Origin of the sequence: Aureimonas sp. OT7 (genome assembly GCF_014844055.1) — a bacterium.
In the GTDB taxonomy this organism is placed as follows: Bacteria; Pseudomonadota; Alphaproteobacteria; order Rhizobiales; family Rhizobiaceae; genus Aureimonas; species Aureimonas altamirensis_A.
Map to the genome: position 1 here is coordinate 2,038,189 of NZ_CP062167.1, position 17,946 is coordinate 2,056,134.

At 65.1% G+C, this 17,946-nt stretch carries 16 protein-coding genes and 1 tRNA gene; 6 read left to right on the forward strand and 11 right to left on the reverse strand.

The window, feature by feature from the left end; translation table 11 throughout:
• Positions 1 to 63: 63 nt before the first annotated feature.
• The gene (locus IGS74_RS09790; protein WP_192391235.1) at positions 64 to 1,398 is read right to left on the reverse strand and encodes an MFS transporter; all 1,335 of its coding nucleotides are present in this window, start codon (positions 1,396 to 1,398) and stop codon (positions 64 to 66) included.
• Positions 1,368 to 3,044: a GMC family oxidoreductase N-terminal domain-containing protein gene (locus IGS74_RS09795; protein ID WP_192391236.1), complete on the reverse strand. Its 1,677-nt coding sequence runs from the start codon at positions 3,042 to 3,044 to the stop codon at positions 1,368 to 1,370. The genes IGS74_RS09790 and IGS74_RS09795 overlap by 31 nt, the downstream gene beginning before the upstream one ends.
• A gap of 172 nt (positions 3,045 to 3,216) precedes the next feature.
• Here IGS74_RS09795 and IGS74_RS09800 point away from each other — a divergent pair, with 172 nt between their 5' ends.
• Positions 3,217 to 3,975 (forward strand): IclR family transcriptional regulator, encoded by a 759-nt coding sequence (locus IGS74_RS09800; protein WP_039189789.1) that lies wholly within the window; start codon positions 3,217 to 3,219, stop codon positions 3,973 to 3,975.
• A gap of 101 nt (positions 3,976 to 4,076) precedes the next feature.
• Here the strand turns inward: IGS74_RS09800 and IGS74_RS09805 are convergent, their stop codons facing one another.
• The 4 genes from IGS74_RS09805 to IGS74_RS09820 all read right to left on the reverse strand — a co-directional run bounded on the left by IGS74_RS09805 (position 4,077) and on the right by IGS74_RS09820 (position 11,043).
• A complete protein-coding gene (locus tag IGS74_RS09805; RefSeq protein ID WP_192391237.1) occupies positions 4,077 to 7,067 on the reverse strand; it encodes an autotransporter domain-containing protein in 2,991 nt (996 codons plus the stop codon).
• A 109-nt stretch (positions 7,068 to 7,176) separates the two neighbouring features.
• Positions 7,177 to 8,916 carry an ABC transporter ATP-binding protein gene (locus IGS74_RS09810; protein WP_192391238.1) on the reverse strand — a complete coding sequence of 580 codons (1,740 nt, stop codon included), beginning with the start codon at positions 8,914 to 8,916 and terminating at the stop codon, positions 7,177 to 7,179.
• Positions 8,917 to 8,994: 78 nt separating this feature from the next.
• Positions 8,995 to 10,095, reverse strand: a complete 1,101-nt coding sequence (locus IGS74_RS09815) for a YihY/virulence factor BrkB family protein (protein ID WP_246723102.1) — start codon at positions 10,093 to 10,095, stop codon at positions 8,995 to 8,997.
• Positions 10,096 to 10,128: 33 nt separating this feature from the next.
• On the reverse strand, positions 10,129 to 11,043 hold the full coding sequence (locus IGS74_RS09820; RefSeq protein ID WP_192391239.1) for a LysR family transcriptional regulator: 915 nt from the start codon (positions 11,041 to 11,043) through the stop codon (positions 10,129 to 10,131).
• Positions 11,044 to 11,200: 157 nt separating this feature from the next.
• Between IGS74_RS09820 and IGS74_RS09825 the strand changes: the two genes are divergently transcribed.
• On the forward strand, positions 11,201 to 12,217 hold the full coding sequence (locus IGS74_RS09825) for a YeiH family protein (protein WP_246723103.1): 1,017 nt from the start codon (positions 11,201 to 11,203) through the stop codon (positions 12,215 to 12,217).
• On the opposite strand, the gene IGS74_RS09830 is transcribed toward IGS74_RS09825, so the two are convergent.
• Both IGS74_RS09830 and IGS74_RS09835 read right to left on the reverse strand, forming a co-directional pair.
• Positions 12,210 to 12,554, reverse strand: a complete 345-nt coding sequence (locus IGS74_RS09830; RefSeq protein WP_192391711.1) for a VanZ family protein — start codon at positions 12,552 to 12,554, stop codon at positions 12,210 to 12,212. The two genes, IGS74_RS09825 and IGS74_RS09830, sit on opposite strands and share 8 nt — an antisense overlap.
• 32 nt (positions 12,555 to 12,586) lie before the next feature.
• The gene (locus IGS74_RS09835) at positions 12,587 to 13,174 is read right to left on the reverse strand and encodes a transglycosylase SLT domain-containing protein (RefSeq protein WP_039189797.1); all 588 of its coding nucleotides are present in this window, start codon (positions 13,172 to 13,174) and stop codon (positions 12,587 to 12,589) included.
• Between the two features lie 93 nt (positions 13,175 to 13,267).
• Between IGS74_RS09835 and IGS74_RS09840 the strand changes: the two genes are divergently transcribed.
• Complete coding sequence (locus IGS74_RS09840) at positions 13,268 to 14,167, forward strand: EamA family transporter (protein WP_192391241.1); 900 nt, start codon at positions 13,268 to 13,270, stop codon at positions 14,165 to 14,167.
• Between the two features lie 310 nt (positions 14,168 to 14,477).
• Here the strand turns inward: IGS74_RS09840 and IGS74_RS09845 are convergent.
• The 3 genes from IGS74_RS09845 to IGS74_RS09855 form a co-directional block, all read right to left on the reverse strand.
• Positions 14,478 to 14,552 (reverse strand) — tRNA-Glu (locus IGS74_RS09845).
• A 53-nt stretch (positions 14,553 to 14,605) separates the two neighbouring features.
• Positions 14,606 to 15,091, reverse strand: a complete 486-nt coding sequence (locus IGS74_RS09850) for a DUF192 domain-containing protein (RefSeq protein ID WP_192391242.1) — start codon at positions 15,089 to 15,091, stop codon at positions 14,606 to 14,608.
• Positions 15,091 to 15,663, reverse strand: coding sequence for a cold shock domain-containing protein (locus IGS74_RS09855; protein ID WP_192391243.1), 573 nt, complete (start codon positions 15,661 to 15,663; stop codon positions 15,091 to 15,093). The genes IGS74_RS09850 and IGS74_RS09855 overlap by 1 nt, the downstream gene beginning before the upstream one ends.
• A 269-nt stretch (positions 15,664 to 15,932) precedes the next feature.
• Here IGS74_RS09855 and IGS74_RS09860 point away from each other — a divergent pair, with 269 nt between their 5' ends.
• The 3 genes from IGS74_RS09860 to IGS74_RS09870 all read left to right on the forward strand — a co-directional run bounded on the left by IGS74_RS09860 (position 15,933) and on the right by IGS74_RS09870 (position 17,886).
• Positions 15,933 to 16,373 carry a VOC family protein gene (locus IGS74_RS09860; protein WP_192391244.1) on the forward strand — a complete coding sequence of 147 codons (441 nt, stop codon included), beginning with the start codon at positions 15,933 to 15,935 and terminating at the stop codon, positions 16,371 to 16,373.
• A 195-nt stretch (positions 16,374 to 16,568) separates the two neighbouring features.
• Positions 16,569 to 17,561 (forward strand): D-Ala-D-Ala carboxypeptidase family metallohydrolase, encoded by a 993-nt coding sequence (locus IGS74_RS09865; protein ID WP_192391245.1) that lies wholly within the window; start codon positions 16,569 to 16,571, stop codon positions 17,559 to 17,561.
• A gap of 64 nt (positions 17,562 to 17,625) precedes the next feature.
• On the forward strand, positions 17,626 to 17,886 hold the full coding sequence (locus tag IGS74_RS09870) for a hypothetical protein (RefSeq protein ID WP_192391246.1): 261 nt from the start codon (positions 17,626 to 17,628) through the stop codon (positions 17,884 to 17,886).
• Positions 17,887 to 17,946: the final 60 nt, after the last annotated feature.

Here is a 17,946-nt window from a genome sequence, read left to right on the forward strand (position 1 = left end):
AATACCTTGTCGGGTTTTCTTGAATCGGGATGCGGGGGGGCGGCATGGCCGCCCCCCGACGCCTCAGCGAAGGCCCTGCGGCGTCGCGGAGGGGGCGTAGGGCGCTTGGGGCGTTGGCGCGGCCGATGGCTTCGGCACGCGGATGGCCATGGCCGATACCATGCTGACGAGGGCCGCGAAGACCACGTAGCCGCAGACCAGCCAGGGCGAGCCGTCGCCCCTGGCCAGAAGCCATGTGGCGATGATGGGGGTGATGCCGCTCGCGAAGATGCCGGAGAACTGGTAGACGAAGGATATTCCCGTGTACCGCACCCGCGCATCGAAGAGGTCGGAGAACAGCGCCGCTTCCGGCCCGTAGCACATGGCGTAGAGAATGCCGAAGGGCACGACGATGCCGAGCGCGATCAGCGGCAGCGAGCCGGACGAGAAGAGCCAGAAGGCCGGGTAGGCCGACAGCGCCAGCAGCAGCGAGCCGACTGCATAGGTTTTCGGCCGACCCCATTTGTCGGAGAGCTTGCCGAAATACGGGATGGTGAAGATCATGATGAAGGCGCTGATCGTCACCAGCCACAGGGCGGACGTGCGTTCCACGCCGACATATTGGGACAGGTAGACGATGGAGAAGACGGCGAACACGTTGAAGAAGACGCCGTCGATATAGCGCACGCCCATGCCGAGGATGACGTTTTTCGGGTAGGTGCGGATCATGTCCATGAAGGGAATGGTCGCTTCGCTCTTCGTGGTCTTGACCTGTTGAAACTCCGGCGTCTCGTGGACTTTCAGGCGGATATACATGCCGACGACCACCAGCAGCACGCTGGCGATGAAGCCGACGCGCCAGCCCCATGCCATGAACTGCTCGTCGGGCAGCATGGACATCAGCGCCGTGACGCCGGAGGCGAGGCAGAGCCCGAGCGCCAGTCCGATCTGCGGCAGGCTGGCGAAATAGCCGCGCTTGTTTTCCGGCGCGTATTCGTAGGCCATCAGCACCGCGCCGCCCCATTCGCCCCCGATGCCGATGCCCTGTGCGATCCGCAGCAGCAGCAGCAGGATGGGCGCGGCAAGTCCGATCTGGTCGTAGGTCGGCAGGAGGCCGATGGCGACGGTGGCGACGCCCATGATCATGAGCGTTATGACCAGCATGCTCTTGCGGCCGAGCTTGTCGCCGAAATGGCCGAAGATCAGCCCGCCGACCGGCCGCGCCACGAAGCCGATGGCAAAGGTGGTATACGCCAGCAGAATGGATACGACCGGATCGTCGGCCGGAAAGTACAGCTTGTTGAAGACGATGCCCGCGACGATTCCGTACAGGAAGAAATCGTACCATTCGATGGTGGCGCCGATGACGCTGGCGCCGATGACCCGCCTTAACTGGCGGTCTGTAGTTCCCTCTGCCATTCTTGTTTCCTCCCAGCATTGATCGTGTTTTGGTTGTTCCAGTCTTCCCGGATCATGTCCGACGCCTTTTCGCCGATCATGATGGCGGGGACGTTCGTATTGCCCGAGACGAGCGTCGGCATGATCGAGCAGTCGGCCACCCAGAGGCCGTCCACGCCGCGCACCCGGAGCCGCGCGTCCACCACGGCGCCGGCATCCCCTTCCGGACCCATCCGGCAAGTGCCTGCGGGATGGAAGATCGTCGCGCCGTACTGGCGGGCGAAGGCCAGGAGGTCGCTTCCCGTACGCACGTCCGGTCCGGGCAATTTCTCTTCCGCGACATAACCTGCCAGCGGTTCGGTCGCCGCCAGCCGCCGGGCGAACTTCAACGATTCGACCGCGCAGCGCCTGTCCGTGTCGGCGGCCAGATAGTTGGCCTGGATCAGCGGCGCGTCGGCCGGATCGGGAGAGGCCAGGCGGATCGAGCCGGTGCTTTCCGGCCGCAACTGGCAGACGGACAGCGTAAACCCGGGGTAGTCGTGGACCTGCCCGCCAGCCATGTCCGCCGACAGAGTGGCGATATGGAACTGGATGTCGGGCGTGCGCGATTCCGGCAGGACGCGGGTAAAAAGCCCACCCTGATTGATGCCGATGGCCAGTGGACCACCCCGGAACAGCGCGTATTCCAGGCCCATCCGCAGCTTGCCGGACCACGAGCGCAATTGATCGTTGGTCGTGACGGGCCGCGTGCATCGATACAGGAGCCGCAGTTGCAGGTGATCCTGCAGATTGCCTCCCACGCCCGGAAGATCGGCGACCACCGGCAGGCCGAGGGACGCCAGATGCCGGGCCGGCCCGATGCCGGAAAGCATGAGGAGATGCGGCGTTTGCACGGCGCCGGCCGAAAGGACGATGCCGCGCCGTGCGCGGATCGTCGTGGAGGCGCCTTTGTGCACCACCGATAGCGCCGTGGCGCGCCGCCCCTCGAACACCAGACCCATCGCCTGCGTCTCCGTCAGGATGGTCAGGTTCGGGCGTCGTTCGGCCGGGCGCAGATAGGCCTTGGCCGCGCTCATGCGCAGGCCGTTGCGGGTTGTCAGCTGATAGTATCCGACCCCCTCCTGGGAGGCGCCGTTGAAATCGTCGGTGCGGGGTATGCCGCAGGCTTGCGCCGCGTCGCAGACCGCTTCGATCAGCTCATGCCGGCGGGGAATGCTGCTGACGTGCAGGGGGCCGTCCTGCCCGTGCAGTGCATCTCCGGCGAAGCGCGTATTGGTTTCGAGCTTGCGGAAATAGGGCAGGACCGCGTCCCATTCCCAACCGGCGTTGCCGCGCTCCGCCCATCCGTCATAATCCTCGCGCTGGCCGCGAATGACGATCAACCCGTTGATGGAAGAGCAGCCGCCAAGCACCTTGCCGCGTGGCCAATAGATGCTCCGGCCATTCATCGTCGGCTCGGCCTGCGTGTTGAAGCGCCAGTTCAGCCGGTCGTTCCACATCGTCTTGCCGTAGCCGATGGGAACGTGAATCCATGGATTCGTGTCGCGCGGGCCGGCTTCCACCAAGGCTACCGTGCTGCGGCCGTCTTCCGTCAGGCGGCTGGCGAGCACGCAGCCCGACGACCCCGCGCCGACGACGACGTAGTCGAATTCCCGATCGATATGCATGTGCAGTTTCCTCCCTGCGAACGGAAACCTGCGCCGCGATGAAATGCGAGTCAATCAATTTTTGAGATGCATCGTCTCACTAAATGAGATATATGTCGCAAAGGGCTTGGTGCGCGCTTGAAAACCCCTGCCAATGCGGGCTTTTCGAGAGACGAATTTTTTTGGAGACGGCATGGAAGAGAAAGAGTCTGGATCGGCCATGTTGCGGGCGCTGGATATTCTGTCCGCCATCGCAGGCGAGGGGGCATCGGTGACGGCGCCGGAATTGTGCGATCGGTTGTCGCTGCCCAAGCCGACGGTTCACCGGTTGTGCCAGCGCCTGGAAATCGAGGGGTGGCTGCTGCGGGAACCGGACGGACGCAGCTTCGCGCCCGGGCCGAAACTGTCCCGGCTGGCCTTCGATACGGTGCGCAATTCCACCAGCGCCGAACGGCGCCATATCCTGGAACAACTGGTGGAGGTCGCGGGCGAAACCTGCAACTTCGTGGCGCGCGCCGGCGACAGCGCCGTCTATCTCGACCGTGTCGAGGCGCGTTGGCCGCTGCGCATGCATCTCGATGTCGGCTCCCGGGTGCCCATGCACTGCACGGCGAGCGGCAAGCTGTTCCTGTCGGCCATGCGCGCGTCACAGCGGCGCCGGATGCTCGAGGCGCTGGATCTCGGCCGGCATACGGCCAACACGCTGACCAGCGTCGACGCCCTGGAAGAAGAGTTCCGCCATATCGCAGCGCAGGGCTACAGCGTCGACGATCAGGAATTCCTCGAGGGGTTGTGCGCCATTGCGGTGCCGGTGCGCGACAAGCGCGGCGTCATCCTGGCCGCCGTGGCCTGCCACGGGCCGGTGCCGCGCTTCGATCTGGTGAAGGCGCGGTCGCTTCTGCCGCATCTTCGGCAGGCGGCGGAGCGGCTGTCCGCAACCCTGCCGGCCTGACGTTTGTCGACACTCAATGGCGGAAGACCGTTTGCGGCTGTCAAACGGGGGACGACGTCTGGCGCCCGGCGTTTGGCGTCATCGCTGCGATGTCGGCGTCGTCAGAACCTGTAGGCGACGTTCACGAGGCCGCCATGCACGCTTTCGCCGTCACCGAAGGCGCCCTGGTAGGTCAGGCCGAAAGCGAGCTGACGGGACAGGAACAGGCGCAGGCCCGCCTCGATCGAGACGGTGTCTTCGGCCAGCCCCACACCCTGTGTCGTAAACGGCAGCCCTCCCAAAAACGACAACTGCGTTTGCGGCGTCGTATCCCCGAAGGCATGGTTCCATGCCGCCCGGGCGTGGACTTCGCCCGGCATGGCATAGCCGAGGGATATGGGCAGGCCGGCACGCAGCCCGAGCGTTGTGAAGGTAACCTGGTCGCGCGATTTTTCCGCCGTGAGCGCAGCGTCTCCGCCGCTTTCCGCGAACCGCTCCGTTTCGACCATCACATGCGAAAGGCCGGCGAAGGGCTCAAGGCGCAGCCGGCCGGCCTGGACCATATAGCTCGCCTCGATAAAGGCGGAGGCGCTGCTGGCGTCGTATTCCGCCGCAAGCGTGTCCGCAAAGAAGGGAAAGCTCACGCTTCTTGCCGCGTCGATCTGGTGCCAGCCATAGGAGACACCGGCGCTGAGGCCGAAATTGCCGAAGCCGCCGCCGCCGTAAAGGCCGACCAGAAGACTGTCGACGTCGGCGCTGGAGCCGCGTCGGTCCACATCGACGGAGCCCTGGCCATAGGCGGCGGCAAAGCCGAGCCGGACGGTGTCCCCCACCGTTGCGTCGACGCCGCCCATGACACCCGAAACATCGCGCGTCGTCTCGGCCGCGTTGCCGTCGCCATCCTGCGTGCCGTGTGCCGCATAGGCGCGCGCCCATCCGGCGGGACGCGACACGAATGCTGCGTCCGCGCCGGGCTGCAGGGCGGCCGGCGCGCGGCCACGGTCCAGCATGGCGCGTTCGAGCTGTCGGCTGGTGGCGATCAGCGTGGAACGCATCGAGGCATGCATTTCGCCGGACAATTGGTCGAAGGCGGCGCGCGCATTGTCCGCATTACCGGAAAGGACGGCCCGTTGCGCAAGATTAATGGCGGGGGCGCTATCCAGCCCTGCGCCCGCATTGCGCTGGTTGAACGTCTCTCCGATATCGGCAAAAGCCACCGCATTGCGAGACAGGCCCAGCGTCACCGCGCCGGGGCCATAGGAGAGCACGGGGGTGAGAAAGGCATAATCCTCCACCACCGAGCCGAAGGTGCCGGCGACGCCGCCCTCTGCCGTCAGGATGGTGGCAGTGGCGCCCGGCAGGTAAAGCCCTGTCTGGGTAAGGGCCAGGGTGGCGCCGTCGATGGCCGCGGCGCCCGTCGCGGCAATGGCGTCGGCTGCACCCTCGCCATTGTCGAGGCGGTAGACGGCGCCTGGCGACAGGCCGAGATCGCCGGCGATCTTCAGCGTGCCGATGCCCGGTCCCGGCGATATGGCGCCACCCGGCTCGACCCGTGTCGGCCCTGCCGTGCCCGTGCCCGCAAGGGTTGCCCCGGCGCCGACGTCCAGCGGCGACAGCGCCAGGGCGCCGTCCACCTGAACTGTGCCGGCGCTGACGCGGGAGGCACCGAAGATCGCGCTGTCGCCGGACAGGCGGAATGTGCCGGCCCCAACCTTGTCGAAGCCGCCGGCGCCGGTGAAGCTGCCGGAAAAATCGGTGGACGTGCCGTTGCCGCCGAGGGTCAGCGTATTGGCGGCGAGGTCGACCGTGCCGTCGCCGGCAAGGGAGCCGACCGTCTGGTCGAAGCCCGCTATATCGAAGAGCGCGCCCGATCCGACCATGACGGCCGACAAGGGCGCGAAGGCGTTTGCATTGGCCGCCTGCAGTACGCCGCCGCTGACGATGGTGGCTCCTGTATAGCTGTTGGCGCCCTGAAGCCGCAGCGTACCGGGTCCGACCTTTTGCAAGGAGCCGCCCGTGCCTCCGGCCACACCGCCGTCCGCAAGGCCGCCGACCGCGGTGTCGAGGCCATTGCCACCGACCGTCAGCCGGTTCGCGCCCAGCAGGACCTGGCCGGTTCCGAGCAGTGACCCGAAGCTGGTGCCGCCATTGACCAGCCCGGAAATGTCGATGACGGCACCATCGTCGAGCCGCATCTCGGCCAGCCCGCCCGAGGCGTTGCCCGAAAAAATCGTGCGCCCTCCCGTCTGCGTCAGGATGATGGCGGTGCCGGCATCGGCGCTGTCGACGAAATCGAGGGTCCCCGCATTGGCGATCTCGCCGCCGGCTGCCGAGGCCGAGCCGGAAAAGCGCACCGCACCGCCCGCATTGTTGACGATGGTGCCATCGGCAAGGCTGGACTGGCCGCCGAACCCGAGGGTGCCGCTGTTGCCGATATCCGCGCCGGCCGCCGTGGCGCTGTCGGTGAAGGCGACCGATCCGCCGATATTGTTGGCGATGAAGCGCGTTCCGGCCGAGCTTGCGCCAGCGAAGGTCACCGTGCCGCTGTTGGCCAGAAGGTTGGAGCCCGCATCGGCATTGGCGGAAAACTCGATGCGCCCGCTCTGGTTGTTGGTGATACTGGCGTTGCCGGCGCTGGCATTGCCTCGGAAAGCGGCAAAGCCACTATTGCCGATCCGCGCGTTGCCCGCAGTGGCCGCGCCATCGAAGGTCAGTTGGCCCGAACTGTTGTTGACGATGTCGGCGTCGGCGGCGCTGGCGGACCCGGCAAAGGCGGTTTCGCCATTGTTCGCCAGGCGGGCGGTGCCGGCGCTGCTGGCGTCGAGGAAGCGCGCGGCGCCGCCGGCATTGGTGATGATGCCTGCATTGCCGGCCGTGGAGGAATCGCGAAACTCCACCGCCTGCCCGGTATTCCGCGTGATGCTGTCCTCGCCGGCGCTCTGCGTGCCCGAGTAGACGACAAGGTCGCTGTCGGTAATGGCGAACGGAGCGGCGGCGGCTTCCCCGGACATGTCGAATGGCGGCGCGGACTGGCCATAGGCCGGCAGGGCGACCAGCATGGTGGTGCCGAGCAGGACGACGCGATAGGCCCCGGTGCCCCCATGCCGAATCATCAACGCCCCCAGGTAAACTCAACTACAGGTTTGAGTTAACCATGGCGTCGCCGGCCGTGGAATTGTGGCCCGGACGAATTCGGTTGCGCTGTTGCGGGTTCGCCGCTGCCTATTCGGCAACCTGCATGAACGGGGGCAGGGCGTCCTGCGCGGCGCTGAGACGCGCATAGTGTCCGCCACTCGCCACGAGCGCATCGTGGCTGCCCTGTTCCACGATGCGGCCCTTGTCGATGACGACGATGCGGTCGGCATGGCGGATGGTGGACAGGCGATGCGCGATGACGAGCGAGGTTCGCCCGCGCGACAATTCGGCGAGAGCGCCCTGGATGGCGCGCTCGGTTTCCGTGTCGAGCGCCGATGTCGCCTCGTCGAGAATGAGGATTTCCGGATCCTTCAGGAACATGCGGGCGATGGACAGGCGCTGCTTCTGCCCGCCCGACAGCTTCACCCCCCGTTCGCCGACGATGGTATCCAGGCCTTCCGGAAGCGCGGCAACGGTTTCCGTCAGATTGGCGCGGCGCACCGCTTCCAGGATGTCCTCCTCGGTGGCGTCGAGCCGTCCGTAGGCGATGTTCTCGCGGACGCTGCCGCCGAACAGGAACACATCCTGCTGAACCACGCCGATATGCTGGCGCAGGGACGCCATGGTGATGTCGCGGATATCGATGCCGTCGATGGTGATGGAGCCGCTCGTCACATCGTAGAAGCGTGGCACCAGCGAGCAGATGGTCGTCTTGCCGGCCCCGGAAGGGCCGACGAAGGCCACCGTTTCGCCGGGCTGCACGGCCAGGTCGACGCCGTTCAGAACCGGCCGTCCGGGGACATAGGCGAAATGCACGCGGTTGAAGCTGACCGCGCCGCTTATGCCCTGCAGCTCACGGGCATGCGGCCGGTCGACGATATCGGGCCGGGTGTCCAGAAAGTCGAGGTAGCGGCGAAAGCCCGCAATGCCCTTCGGATAGGTTTCCAGCACGGCCGCGATCTTTTCCACGGGCCGGAAGAAGACGTTGACCAGCAGGAGGAAGCTGACGAAGCCGCCGATGGTCAATTCGCCCCGGACGACGAACCACGTTCCCGCCACCATCACGATGATCTGGGTCAGACGCATCGACATGTAGTTGAGCGACTGGCTGGCCGCCATGATGCGGTAGGCATCCAGCTTGCGGGCCCGATAGCGCATGTTGTCTTCGCGGAAGAGATTGCGCTCGTGCTCTTCGTTGGTGAACGACTTCACCACGCGGATGCCGCCGACATTCTCTTCTATACGGGCATTGAAGTCGCCGACGCTTCGGTAGATGGCGCGCCATGTATCGGCCATGCGCGCCCCGTAGCGCGCGGTCAGCCAGGTGCCGAAGGGCACGATGACGGCGGTGATCATCGCCAGCGGCGGATGAATGAACAGCATCAGCAGGAAGGCGCCGATGAAGGTCATGATGGCGATGAAGAGGTCCTCGGGCCCGTGATGGGCGATCTCGCCGATCTCTTCCAGATCCTTGGTCAGGCGGGCCACCAGATGGCCCGTCTTATTGTTGTCGAAATAGCCGAAGGACAGTTTCTGCAAATGGTCGAAGGCGCGCGCGCGCATCTCCGTTTCGATGTTGATGCCCAGCATGTGCCCGAAATAGGTGACGACGGCCATCAGCCCGGTATTGACCGCATACAGGACCAGGAGCCCCGCCGTTGCCAGCAGCACCAGCCCCCATTCGCCACGGGGGAGCAGGTCGTCCACGAAGAGCTTGACCGCGATGGGAAAGCCGAGTTCCAGAAGGCCAGCCAACACGGCACAGCCGAAATCGACAGCGAAAAGGCCTTTCCACGGAGCATAATAGGCGAAGAAACGTCTGAGCATGGAATGGCCACCGTAATGTCTACCGGCAGGCTCTAGTATTCATGAATCAACGTGTCAACTTGGCCGCCGGAGAGCGCCTCAGGCCGGATCGCCCAGCGTATCGGCCATCCGTGCGCCGCGCATGCCCATCGGCTTCGGAGGGCTTTTCGTCGTGTCCAGCGCGGTCTGGTGCTCCATCTCGGCGTTCAGCTCCGCCCCCAGGAGCACCACCATGGCCGATACCCACATCCAGGTCATGAAGCCGATGGCAGCACCGAGCGAGCCGTAGGTCTCGTCATAGGAGCCGAAATTCTGCGCATACCAGGAGAAGGCGATGGAGAACGCCACCCACAGGACAGCCGCCACCACGGCGCCCCAGGAAACCCAGCGCCAGCGCGCGCGGACACGGCTGGGCCCGAACCGGTAGATGATCGAAAGCCCGCCCGCGACGACGGCCAGAAGGATCGGCCAGCGCAACAGAAGGAGCCAGCCTTCGACAGGGCCAAGGCGCAGGAAATCCAGGACGAGGGGCAGCAGGATGACGCCGGAGAGCGCCAGTATCAGGAACAGGATCGTGGCAAGGGTGAAGCCGAGCGTGACCAGCGTCAGCACCACGAAGCTGCGCTTCTCTTCCTCTTCGTAGACGATGTTCATCGCATCGAAGAGCGTCTTCATGCCGGCATTGGCGCTCCACAGCGCGATGCCGAGACCGAAGACAAGTCCGAATCCGAGCTGGCTTGTGCCCTTGCTGGCAACGCGCTGCATCTGCTCGCCGATGATCTCCATCGCGCCCGATGGCAGGACATCGTTGAGCACCTGCAGCTGTGAGTTGAGCGCCGCCGCATCGGTAAACAGGCCATAGATGGAGACGAGAGCGGTGATGGCCGGAAAGATCGCCAGCAGGGCATAAAAGGTCACTCCCGCCGCAACGAGCATCAGCCGGTCGTTCATGAACTCCTGGACGGTGCGCCACAGGATATCCTTCCAACCCTTGGCCGGGATCTGCTGCGGCCGTATCACCTGGCGGCCATGCGGATCGGCCAGCGGGTCGTGGCGGTTCGGCGTTCGGGTCTGTCGTTCGGCGTTGCGTACATCCTGGCCGACCGTCCAGGCGATTGCGCCGATGGATGCGATAGAGGCGATACCAGCCGCGATGCCCGCCCAGTTCGCCGCTGTCCGGCTGTTCCGATGATTCCGCAAAAGCCCGTTCCCCGTCCTACGCCGAATGGAGGCTCAACGCATTACGCCGTGAAGCGATCCATCCCCCTGGCGCGCCACCAGAAGGTCCATCAGGCTTCGGGTGGCCCGCGTGTGGTGCCGCTCTCGATGAAGGAGCGCCGTGAACGCCCGGCCCATATGCGGGATGGCGATGGCCCGCACGCGGCCGGCCGCCACGGCAAGTTCCACAGCCCGGCCCGACAGCACGCTGGCCGCATCGCTGCTCATCACGGCGGCGAGGATGGATTCGTTGGAAGGTTCTTCCAGCATGACGCGCAGCCGATGCAGGGCAATGCCGTGGCTGGCGAGATGCTCCTCGAAACGGGCGCGCGTGCCGGATCCCGGTTCGCGCAGCACCCAATCCGTCTCGCCATAGCGCCCTGTGTCGATGCGTTTCAGCCCGGCCCAGGGGTGCCCGATCCCCACGACAAGGCACAATTCGTCGTCCGCGACCTTGGTTGCCTTCAGAGCGGGCTCGTCTACCAGGCCCTCGACCACGCCGATATCCGCCTCGCCCTGCAGGAGAGCATGGGCAGCCTGCCGGGTATTGCCGACCGTCAGTTCCACCTGCACACGCGGATACAGCGTCCGCAGCCGGACCAGGTGCGGCGGCAGCCAGTAGCTGGCAACCGTCTGGCTGGCATGGATGCGCACCCGGCCCATCACCTGATCGCTCCAGTCGGCCAGCGAAAGCTCCGCTGTCTCCACCCGCGCCAGGATCGCCCGTGCTTCGTCCACGAAATGCCGGCCGGCCTCCGTCAGTTGAATCCGCCTGCCGACCCGGTCGAAGAAGCGGACGGCGTAGCGCGCCTCAAGAGCCGCCACCGAGGCGCTGACGGCGGATTGGGTCAGGTTGAGCGCCGCGGCTGCGCGGGTCATGTGCTGACTATGCGCGACGGCCAGGAAAATGCGCAGCTGTTCGAGCGTCATGCGTACACCTATCGATAAAATCGATCGAAACGAGAATAATTATCCGTTGGATTTGTTGATAGGGGCGCAGCACATTTGGATGGATTTTCCACGATCGGACCATTTGACGATGACAATCGACCGCCATCCCGGAAATATACGCAAAACAGCACCCGTATTGCCCGCTGTCAGGCAAAATGACGTCCTGCGTTTTCTGGCGTCGATCCTGCCGGGGCTTGCGTTGACATTCGGCATCGCGCTTGTCGCGCTTCTGGTCCAGCGTCTGTCGGGCATCGCGGCGCTCAGCCCTCTGATCGTGGCCATCGTGCTCGGCATGGCCATCCGGAACGTGGCGGGCCCCATCGCCATCGCCAAGCCGGGGATCACCTTTTCGCTGCGGCGCGTCTTACGCTTCGCCATCGTGCTGCTGGGCATGCAACTCACGATCTGGCAGGTGATGGAAATCGGCCCGACGGGCTTTGCAATCATCGTCGCGACGCTCGTCTCCAGTTTCGTATTCATCAAGGCTACCGGGCGCGCGCTCGGCGTGGACCGCAAGCTGGCCGAACTGATCGCGGCGGGCACATCCATATGCGGCGCCTCGGCGGTGATCGCCACCAATACGGTGACGCGTGCCCATGAAGAGGACGTCGCCTACGCCATCGCCTGCGTGACGGTGTTCGGCTCCATCGCCATGCTGCTACTGCCGGTGCTGGCGCCGATGCTGGACCTTGCTCCCAATCTGTACGGCCTGTGGGCCGGTGCAACCATCCACGAAGTCGCTCAGGTCGTGGCGGCGGCCTTTCAAGGGGGCGAGGTTGCGGGCCAGTTCGGCACGGTTGCCAAGCTCAGCCGCGTCATGCTGCTGGCGCCGCTCATCCTGGCCCTCGGCTTCATGCAGATGCGCCGCGCGCGCAGCGAGCCGCAAGGCGGCGCCGGCGTCCCCGTTCCCTGGTTCGTCTTCGGCTTCATCGCGATGATGCTGGTGAACAGCGTCGTCAGCGTGCCGGCCGACATTCACTCCGGCATCGTCACCGCAACGAGTTTCCTGCTGGCCGCGGCTCTTGCGGCGATGGGACTGGAAACCGACATCGGCAAGCTGCGCGCAAAGGGCATTCGCCCGCTGGCGCTGGGCGCCATCGGAACCGTGTTCATCACCGGTTTCGGCCTGACGCTGATCCTCCTGTTCATGTAAGGCGCAGGGCGCGTATACGGGCGATGGCACTGCCCGCAAGCGCGCCAAGGCAGGCCCCCGCCGCCTTGAAGAGAGCATCGTCCACCCGGCCATGACGGCCCGGAACGAGGTTCTGCAAAACCTCCAGGCCAACCGACCCGACCACGAGCAGGCCCAGCACAAGCGGAATGCGCTTCGGGTAGGCTGCACCGAACAGGACGCCCAGAACCAGATAGGCGCCGAGCCGCTCGATATTGACCGGCGCGGAGGACACGGGCCGCATGGAGATGGGGCTCAGCGTCACGAAGGCGATGAGGGCGAGCGCGCCCCATGCGGCGACCTTGACGAGGATCTTCAGCTTCATGTGTTCCGGTATGGACCGGAACGCCGCTATCGGCAATTGCGCAATTGCGCTTCGTACCGGTTGGCCATCGTAGCGGTGCGGCGCGCCGCGCCCTGTATGGCGCTGTTGCTGCGCCAACTGCCGCGCGCATAGCCGGCATGCCCCGAGTAATAGGCGAGATAGAGGTTGTACGGGTCGGTGCGGCTGATGCCGTTCCGCCGATGGCTTGTATAATGATACCAGCCGACGAAATGGATCGCGTCGGAAAAATCGCTGCGGCGGGCCATGCTTCGCCCCGTGCTGCGCTTGTACTCTTCCCAGGTGCCGTCAAGCGCCTGCGCATAGCCGTAGGCCGTGGATTTGCGCTTCCATGGAATGAACCCCAGAAGCTTGGTGCGCTGCGGACGGGCGCGCGCCTCGAAGTTGGATTCGGCCTGGATCGTCGCCATCAGGATCGGCACGGGTACACCGAACTCCTGGCGGGTACGCTCGGCGGCGCGCTCCCAATTATTGAAGAGGCCACCCTTCTGCTGGAAGATCGCACAGCTATTGGCGGTGTTGGTGGGTGCGGAGGCGCATGCAGCCAGCGGCAGGACAAGCGCGAGCAACAGATACTGCTTGGCAACTCTTATCATGCGGGCAGGGTAGGGCATCGCGCTTAACGGCCTGTTTCGCCATTCGTTAGAATTGCTTGGCTTTGGTTAAGGTTCGGGCGTAAAGCGCTTTGCATGAGCGCATCGACCATGCCCCTGCGGCACCTGTTCCTGGCCCTCTGCGTCGTCGCGGTGTGGGGAACGAACTTCGTCATCATCCGCATCGGGCTGGATCACCTGCCACCGCTGCTCTTCGCAACGCTTCGCTTCGTGCTGGCGGCCTTTCCGCTGGTCTTCTTCCTGCCGCGCCCGCGGACCGCGCCCGGCAATCTGGCGGCCTACGGAATCCTGATCGGCGCCGGCCAGTTCGGCATCCTCTTCATGGCCATGCGGGGGCACATTTCGCCGGGGCTGGCCTCGCTTGTCATTCAATGCCAGGTCTTCTTCACGATCGGGCTCGCCATCGTGCTGACGGGCGAAAAGGTGCGCGGCTTCCAATGGGCGGCGCTGCTGCTTGCAGCCAGCGGCATCGTCGTCATCGCACTCAATACGGACGGCGATACGAGCCTTCTCGGCCTGTGTCTCGTGCTGGTGGCCGCGATGTGCTGGGCCAGCGGCAACATCGTCGCCAAGCGCAGCGGGGTCACCGACATGCTCCCCTATGTGGTCTGGTCCTGCCTGTTCGCCATCCCGCCGCTCGCCGCGCTCAGCCTCATGCTGGAAGGATGGCCCGCCATCCGCGCCGGGCTTGCCAATGCGGATCCCTACACATGGGCAGCCGTGCTCTGGCAAAGCGTGGGCAATACGATGTTCGGCTACGGCGCGTGGGCCTTCCTGCTGGGGCGTTACCCCGCCGCGACGGTGACGCCTTTGGCGCTGCTCGTGCCTGTCTTCGGCATGGGTGCTTCCTACGCCTTTCTGGGCGAGCCGCTACCGGCGTGGAAGCTTGGAGCGGCCGGACTGGTGCTGTGCGGGTTGGCGGTGGGAATTCTCTATCCGCGCTGGCAAGCGAGGCGCCTGGCCCGGCAGGCCTGAGAAGGCCCCGGCATGGCAGGCCTGGGAGCCTGCCGCCATCCCGTCTGGGCGAGCCGCTACCGGCGTGGAAGCTTGGAGCGGCAGGACTGGTGCTGTGCGGGTTGGCGGTGGGAATTCTTTATCCGCGCTGGCGAGCGAGGCGCCTGGCCTGGCAGGCCTGAGAAGGCCACGGCATGGCAGGCCCATGAGCCTGCCGCCATCCCGAGGATGGCCGAGACCGCCGAACGCCGTCGGGACCGAGGATGCCGGTAAAACCACCTGCGACCGAAATCGCGGCCTGTAAGCCGCATACTGGAATAAAATGGGAATATGGTACGCCCAAGGGGAATCGAACCCCTGTTTGCGCCGTGAAAGGGCGCCGTCCTAACCGCTAGACGATGGGCGCGGCACGAGGGTGTATAGGGTGAGTCGTTTTCCGACGCAACCCGCCCGGAAAACTTATTTGGCCCCGTTTCCAACCAGCGGGTGGTGCACGCGATCACCCGGCTCTACGCCGTATTCGGCGGCGGCACCGCCATTCAACTCGAGCACGTAGCGTATCGGCTCACCGGAGGGGATGGGCGTCAGCGACAGGGGCGTTGCATGGCGGGCGACCCGGGCGACGGTGCCGTCCTGCCGAATGAAGAGCATGTCGAGGGGGATAAGCGTGTTCTTCATCCACATCGACACCTCGCGCGTCTCTCCGAAGTCGAAGAGCATGCCGTGGTCTTCATCCATGCTGTTGCGGTTCATCAGTCCGGTCGCCCGGCTTTCCGGCGTATCGGCGATTTCGACGGAGATGCGATGCGCGCCGCTGCCGGTGAGCAGGGTTGCCGTGGACCCGATGGAGCCGGAGGTGAAGACGAAATAGGAGACGACCGCGAGAACGAGAATGAAGGCGCCGGCGATCAGCCGGTTACGACGCCCCTCGGTGGTGGATGACATCAATGCTCTACCCTGTTGCCCGCCCCCGAGGCCGGCCGGATCTCGGCTGCCATCAGGCCCTTGGCCCCGTTGCCGAAGCGTACGAACACTTCCTGGCCGGGGCGCAGTTCGGTCATGCCATAGCGCCGCAACGTTTCCATGTGAATGAAAATGTCTTCCGTGCCCGCGCCGCGTGACAGAAAGCCATAGCCCTTGGTGCGGTTGAACCACTTCACGGTGGCCAGCTCCAGATCGCTGGTCGGCTCCACTTTCAGGCGGGTTCGGGCCGGCGGCATCTGGGACGGGTGGGTGGCGGTGGACTGGTCCATGGACAGGATGCGGAAGGCCTGCAGGCCGCGCTCGCCCTGCTGGACCTCGCAGACGATGCGCGCGCCCTCGCTGACCGTCGTATATCCGTCCCGCCGAAGGCAGGTCACATGCAGCAGGATGTCGCCCGGGCCATCGTCGGGCACGATGAACCCAAAGCCTTTTGCGATATCGAACCACTTGATGTGGCCGGATACGACGATGCTGTCCACGCCACCCGCCTCCGGTCGCAGCTCCCGTTCGGTAGAGGATGCGCGTTCTGTCATCACAAAGGTCCGCCGTGCTGTCCAAGCCGAATCAAGCATGAATGCGGCCACGCGCCAAGCCGTTTTGTCAGCGCGTAGGCCGTGTGCCCGATCCCTGCGCACATATCGGCGATTTGTGGCAAGGCAAGGTGCGCGCATCCCCCGCTTCCAACGCGCCGAAAGCCTGGCGTATGGTTTGCCGCCGTGCGATGCAGTCCATCTTTGCCGCGCGGCGGGGGACGCTCTACTTGTGGCGGCGAACCTTCAACGCATACAGGGAAGTGGGTATCATGCGCTATCTTCATACGATGGTCCGGGTCAGCGACATCGACAAGGCCCTTGAGTTCTACGAAGGCGCCCTCGGCCTGACCGAGGTGCGGCGGATCGAAAACGAAAAGGGCCGGTTCACGCTGGTTTTCCTGGCCGCGCCGGACGACATCGAGGCCGCCCGTCAGAACAAGGCGCCGCTGGTCGAGCTGACCTATAACTGGGATCCGGAAGAGTATTCGGGCGGCCGCAATTTCGGGCATCTCGCCTACGAGGTCGACGATATCTACGACACCTGCGCCAGGCTGCAGCAGGCCGGAATCACCATCAACCGTCCCCCGCGCGACGGACACATGGCCTTTGTCCGCTCGCCCGAGGGGATATCGATCGAGCTTCTGCAGAAGGGCGAGGCAAAGGCCCCGGCGGAGCCCTGGGCCTCCATGCAGAACACCGGTGTCTGGTAACGCTATTGTTTCGCGCAAGCGTTATGGGTTAACTTCCGGTTGATCGGGCCGGAATTCGGCCCGAATGCTCATGGCATACAGCGCGGCAGCCGGCCCATGTCGGCGCTGCGCGGGGACAGGAGCGGCGTAGAAGCCGTGCCGTTAATGCATGCTCTGCCTCTGGGGCGGCCGGCATGCCAGAGGGTGGAACGGATCTTGATCGGACATGGTATTTCGGGCCTGCGGTCGGCCCTGCGCAACGGCGTCGTCCTAATGGGCATCATCGCCTTTCCCGCGCTTTCCGGTTGCATGTCCGCAATCGACGATACGTCCGCCTTCGGGTTCAACACATCAGCGCCGGTCCAAACGGAACCTGCCGTCGAAACGGCGGAGCTCAAGCCGGAAGGGCAGGACGACAAGGAACCGTCGGCCATTGAACAGCCCGCAGACCCTTCCGCCGCCACGCCCGTCCAGCCGGCGGCGGCCTCAGCAGAGAAGGCCCTGCTGAGCCGGGCATCGGCGACGGTGCCCGGGCGGCCGGCCGAAGCGCTTGCGGCATACTCGCCGCCGGCGCAGCCCGAGCGGCAGGCCGACACCTCGCTTTTCGCCGCGCTGTCGCAGCGCGCCGAAACCGAGCAGCCGGAGCCGGAAGCCGTCGCGGAGGCCGTCGCTTCGCGCGTCGTGGTGACCCATACCGACGGCATGGGCAAGCCTTCTCCCAGTGCGGAGCTCCCCGGGGTGGACGCATCCTCGCTGTTCAAGATAGGCAAGCGAGCGTCCGTCGACAGCGAGGAGCTTCTTGACGATATCGGCGGTGAATATCAGATCGCATCGTTGGGCGGCATGGCCCGGCTGGCACCCAGCGGACTTATGGTCGCCCGCGAGGATGTGAATACAAGCTGCTTCGGAAGCGATCTGGTGCGGATGCTCCGGCAGGTCGAAAGCCGCTTCGGCAAGAAGGCCGTCATAACTTCGGGCTACCGGTCGCCGCCACACAACCGCCGCGTCGGCGGCGCCAAGGCCTCCATGCACATGGCGTGCAAGGCTGCCGATTTCCATATTCCGGGGGTCAGCGGTGTCGAGGTTGCACGCTATGTGCGCTCTCTTCCCACACGTGGTGGCGTCGGCACCTATTGCCATACGGCTGCCATCCACATCGACACCGGCAAGCAGCGCGACTGGAACTGGCCCTGCCGCCGGCGCAGTTGATATCGCCACTTGGGAACCTTGACGACAGGCCGCGAATTTCTGGGATGTCGAAAAGGAGGCCGACATGGCTGACAAGAGATCTGAAACCGAGCATGAGCTTCCCGATGATGCCGGTCCCGAGGAGCGTGTCGACGTCCTGACCAATGCCGTGCGGCGCCTCGACAACCGCTTCCGCGGCCGTCCCAACGATCCGTCGCTCATCGGCGAGGACATGCCGGAAGAGGACGAGGACACGGACGACGACACCGGCGATGACGCCGACACGGACGACGATCCGGACAAGGACGACGACTGGCCGGAGCCCAAGGGTACCAAGCTCTGGTAAAGCTGCCACACGGCCGTCATAAAAGCGTCATCACACTTGACGAAACGCAACCTTAGATAG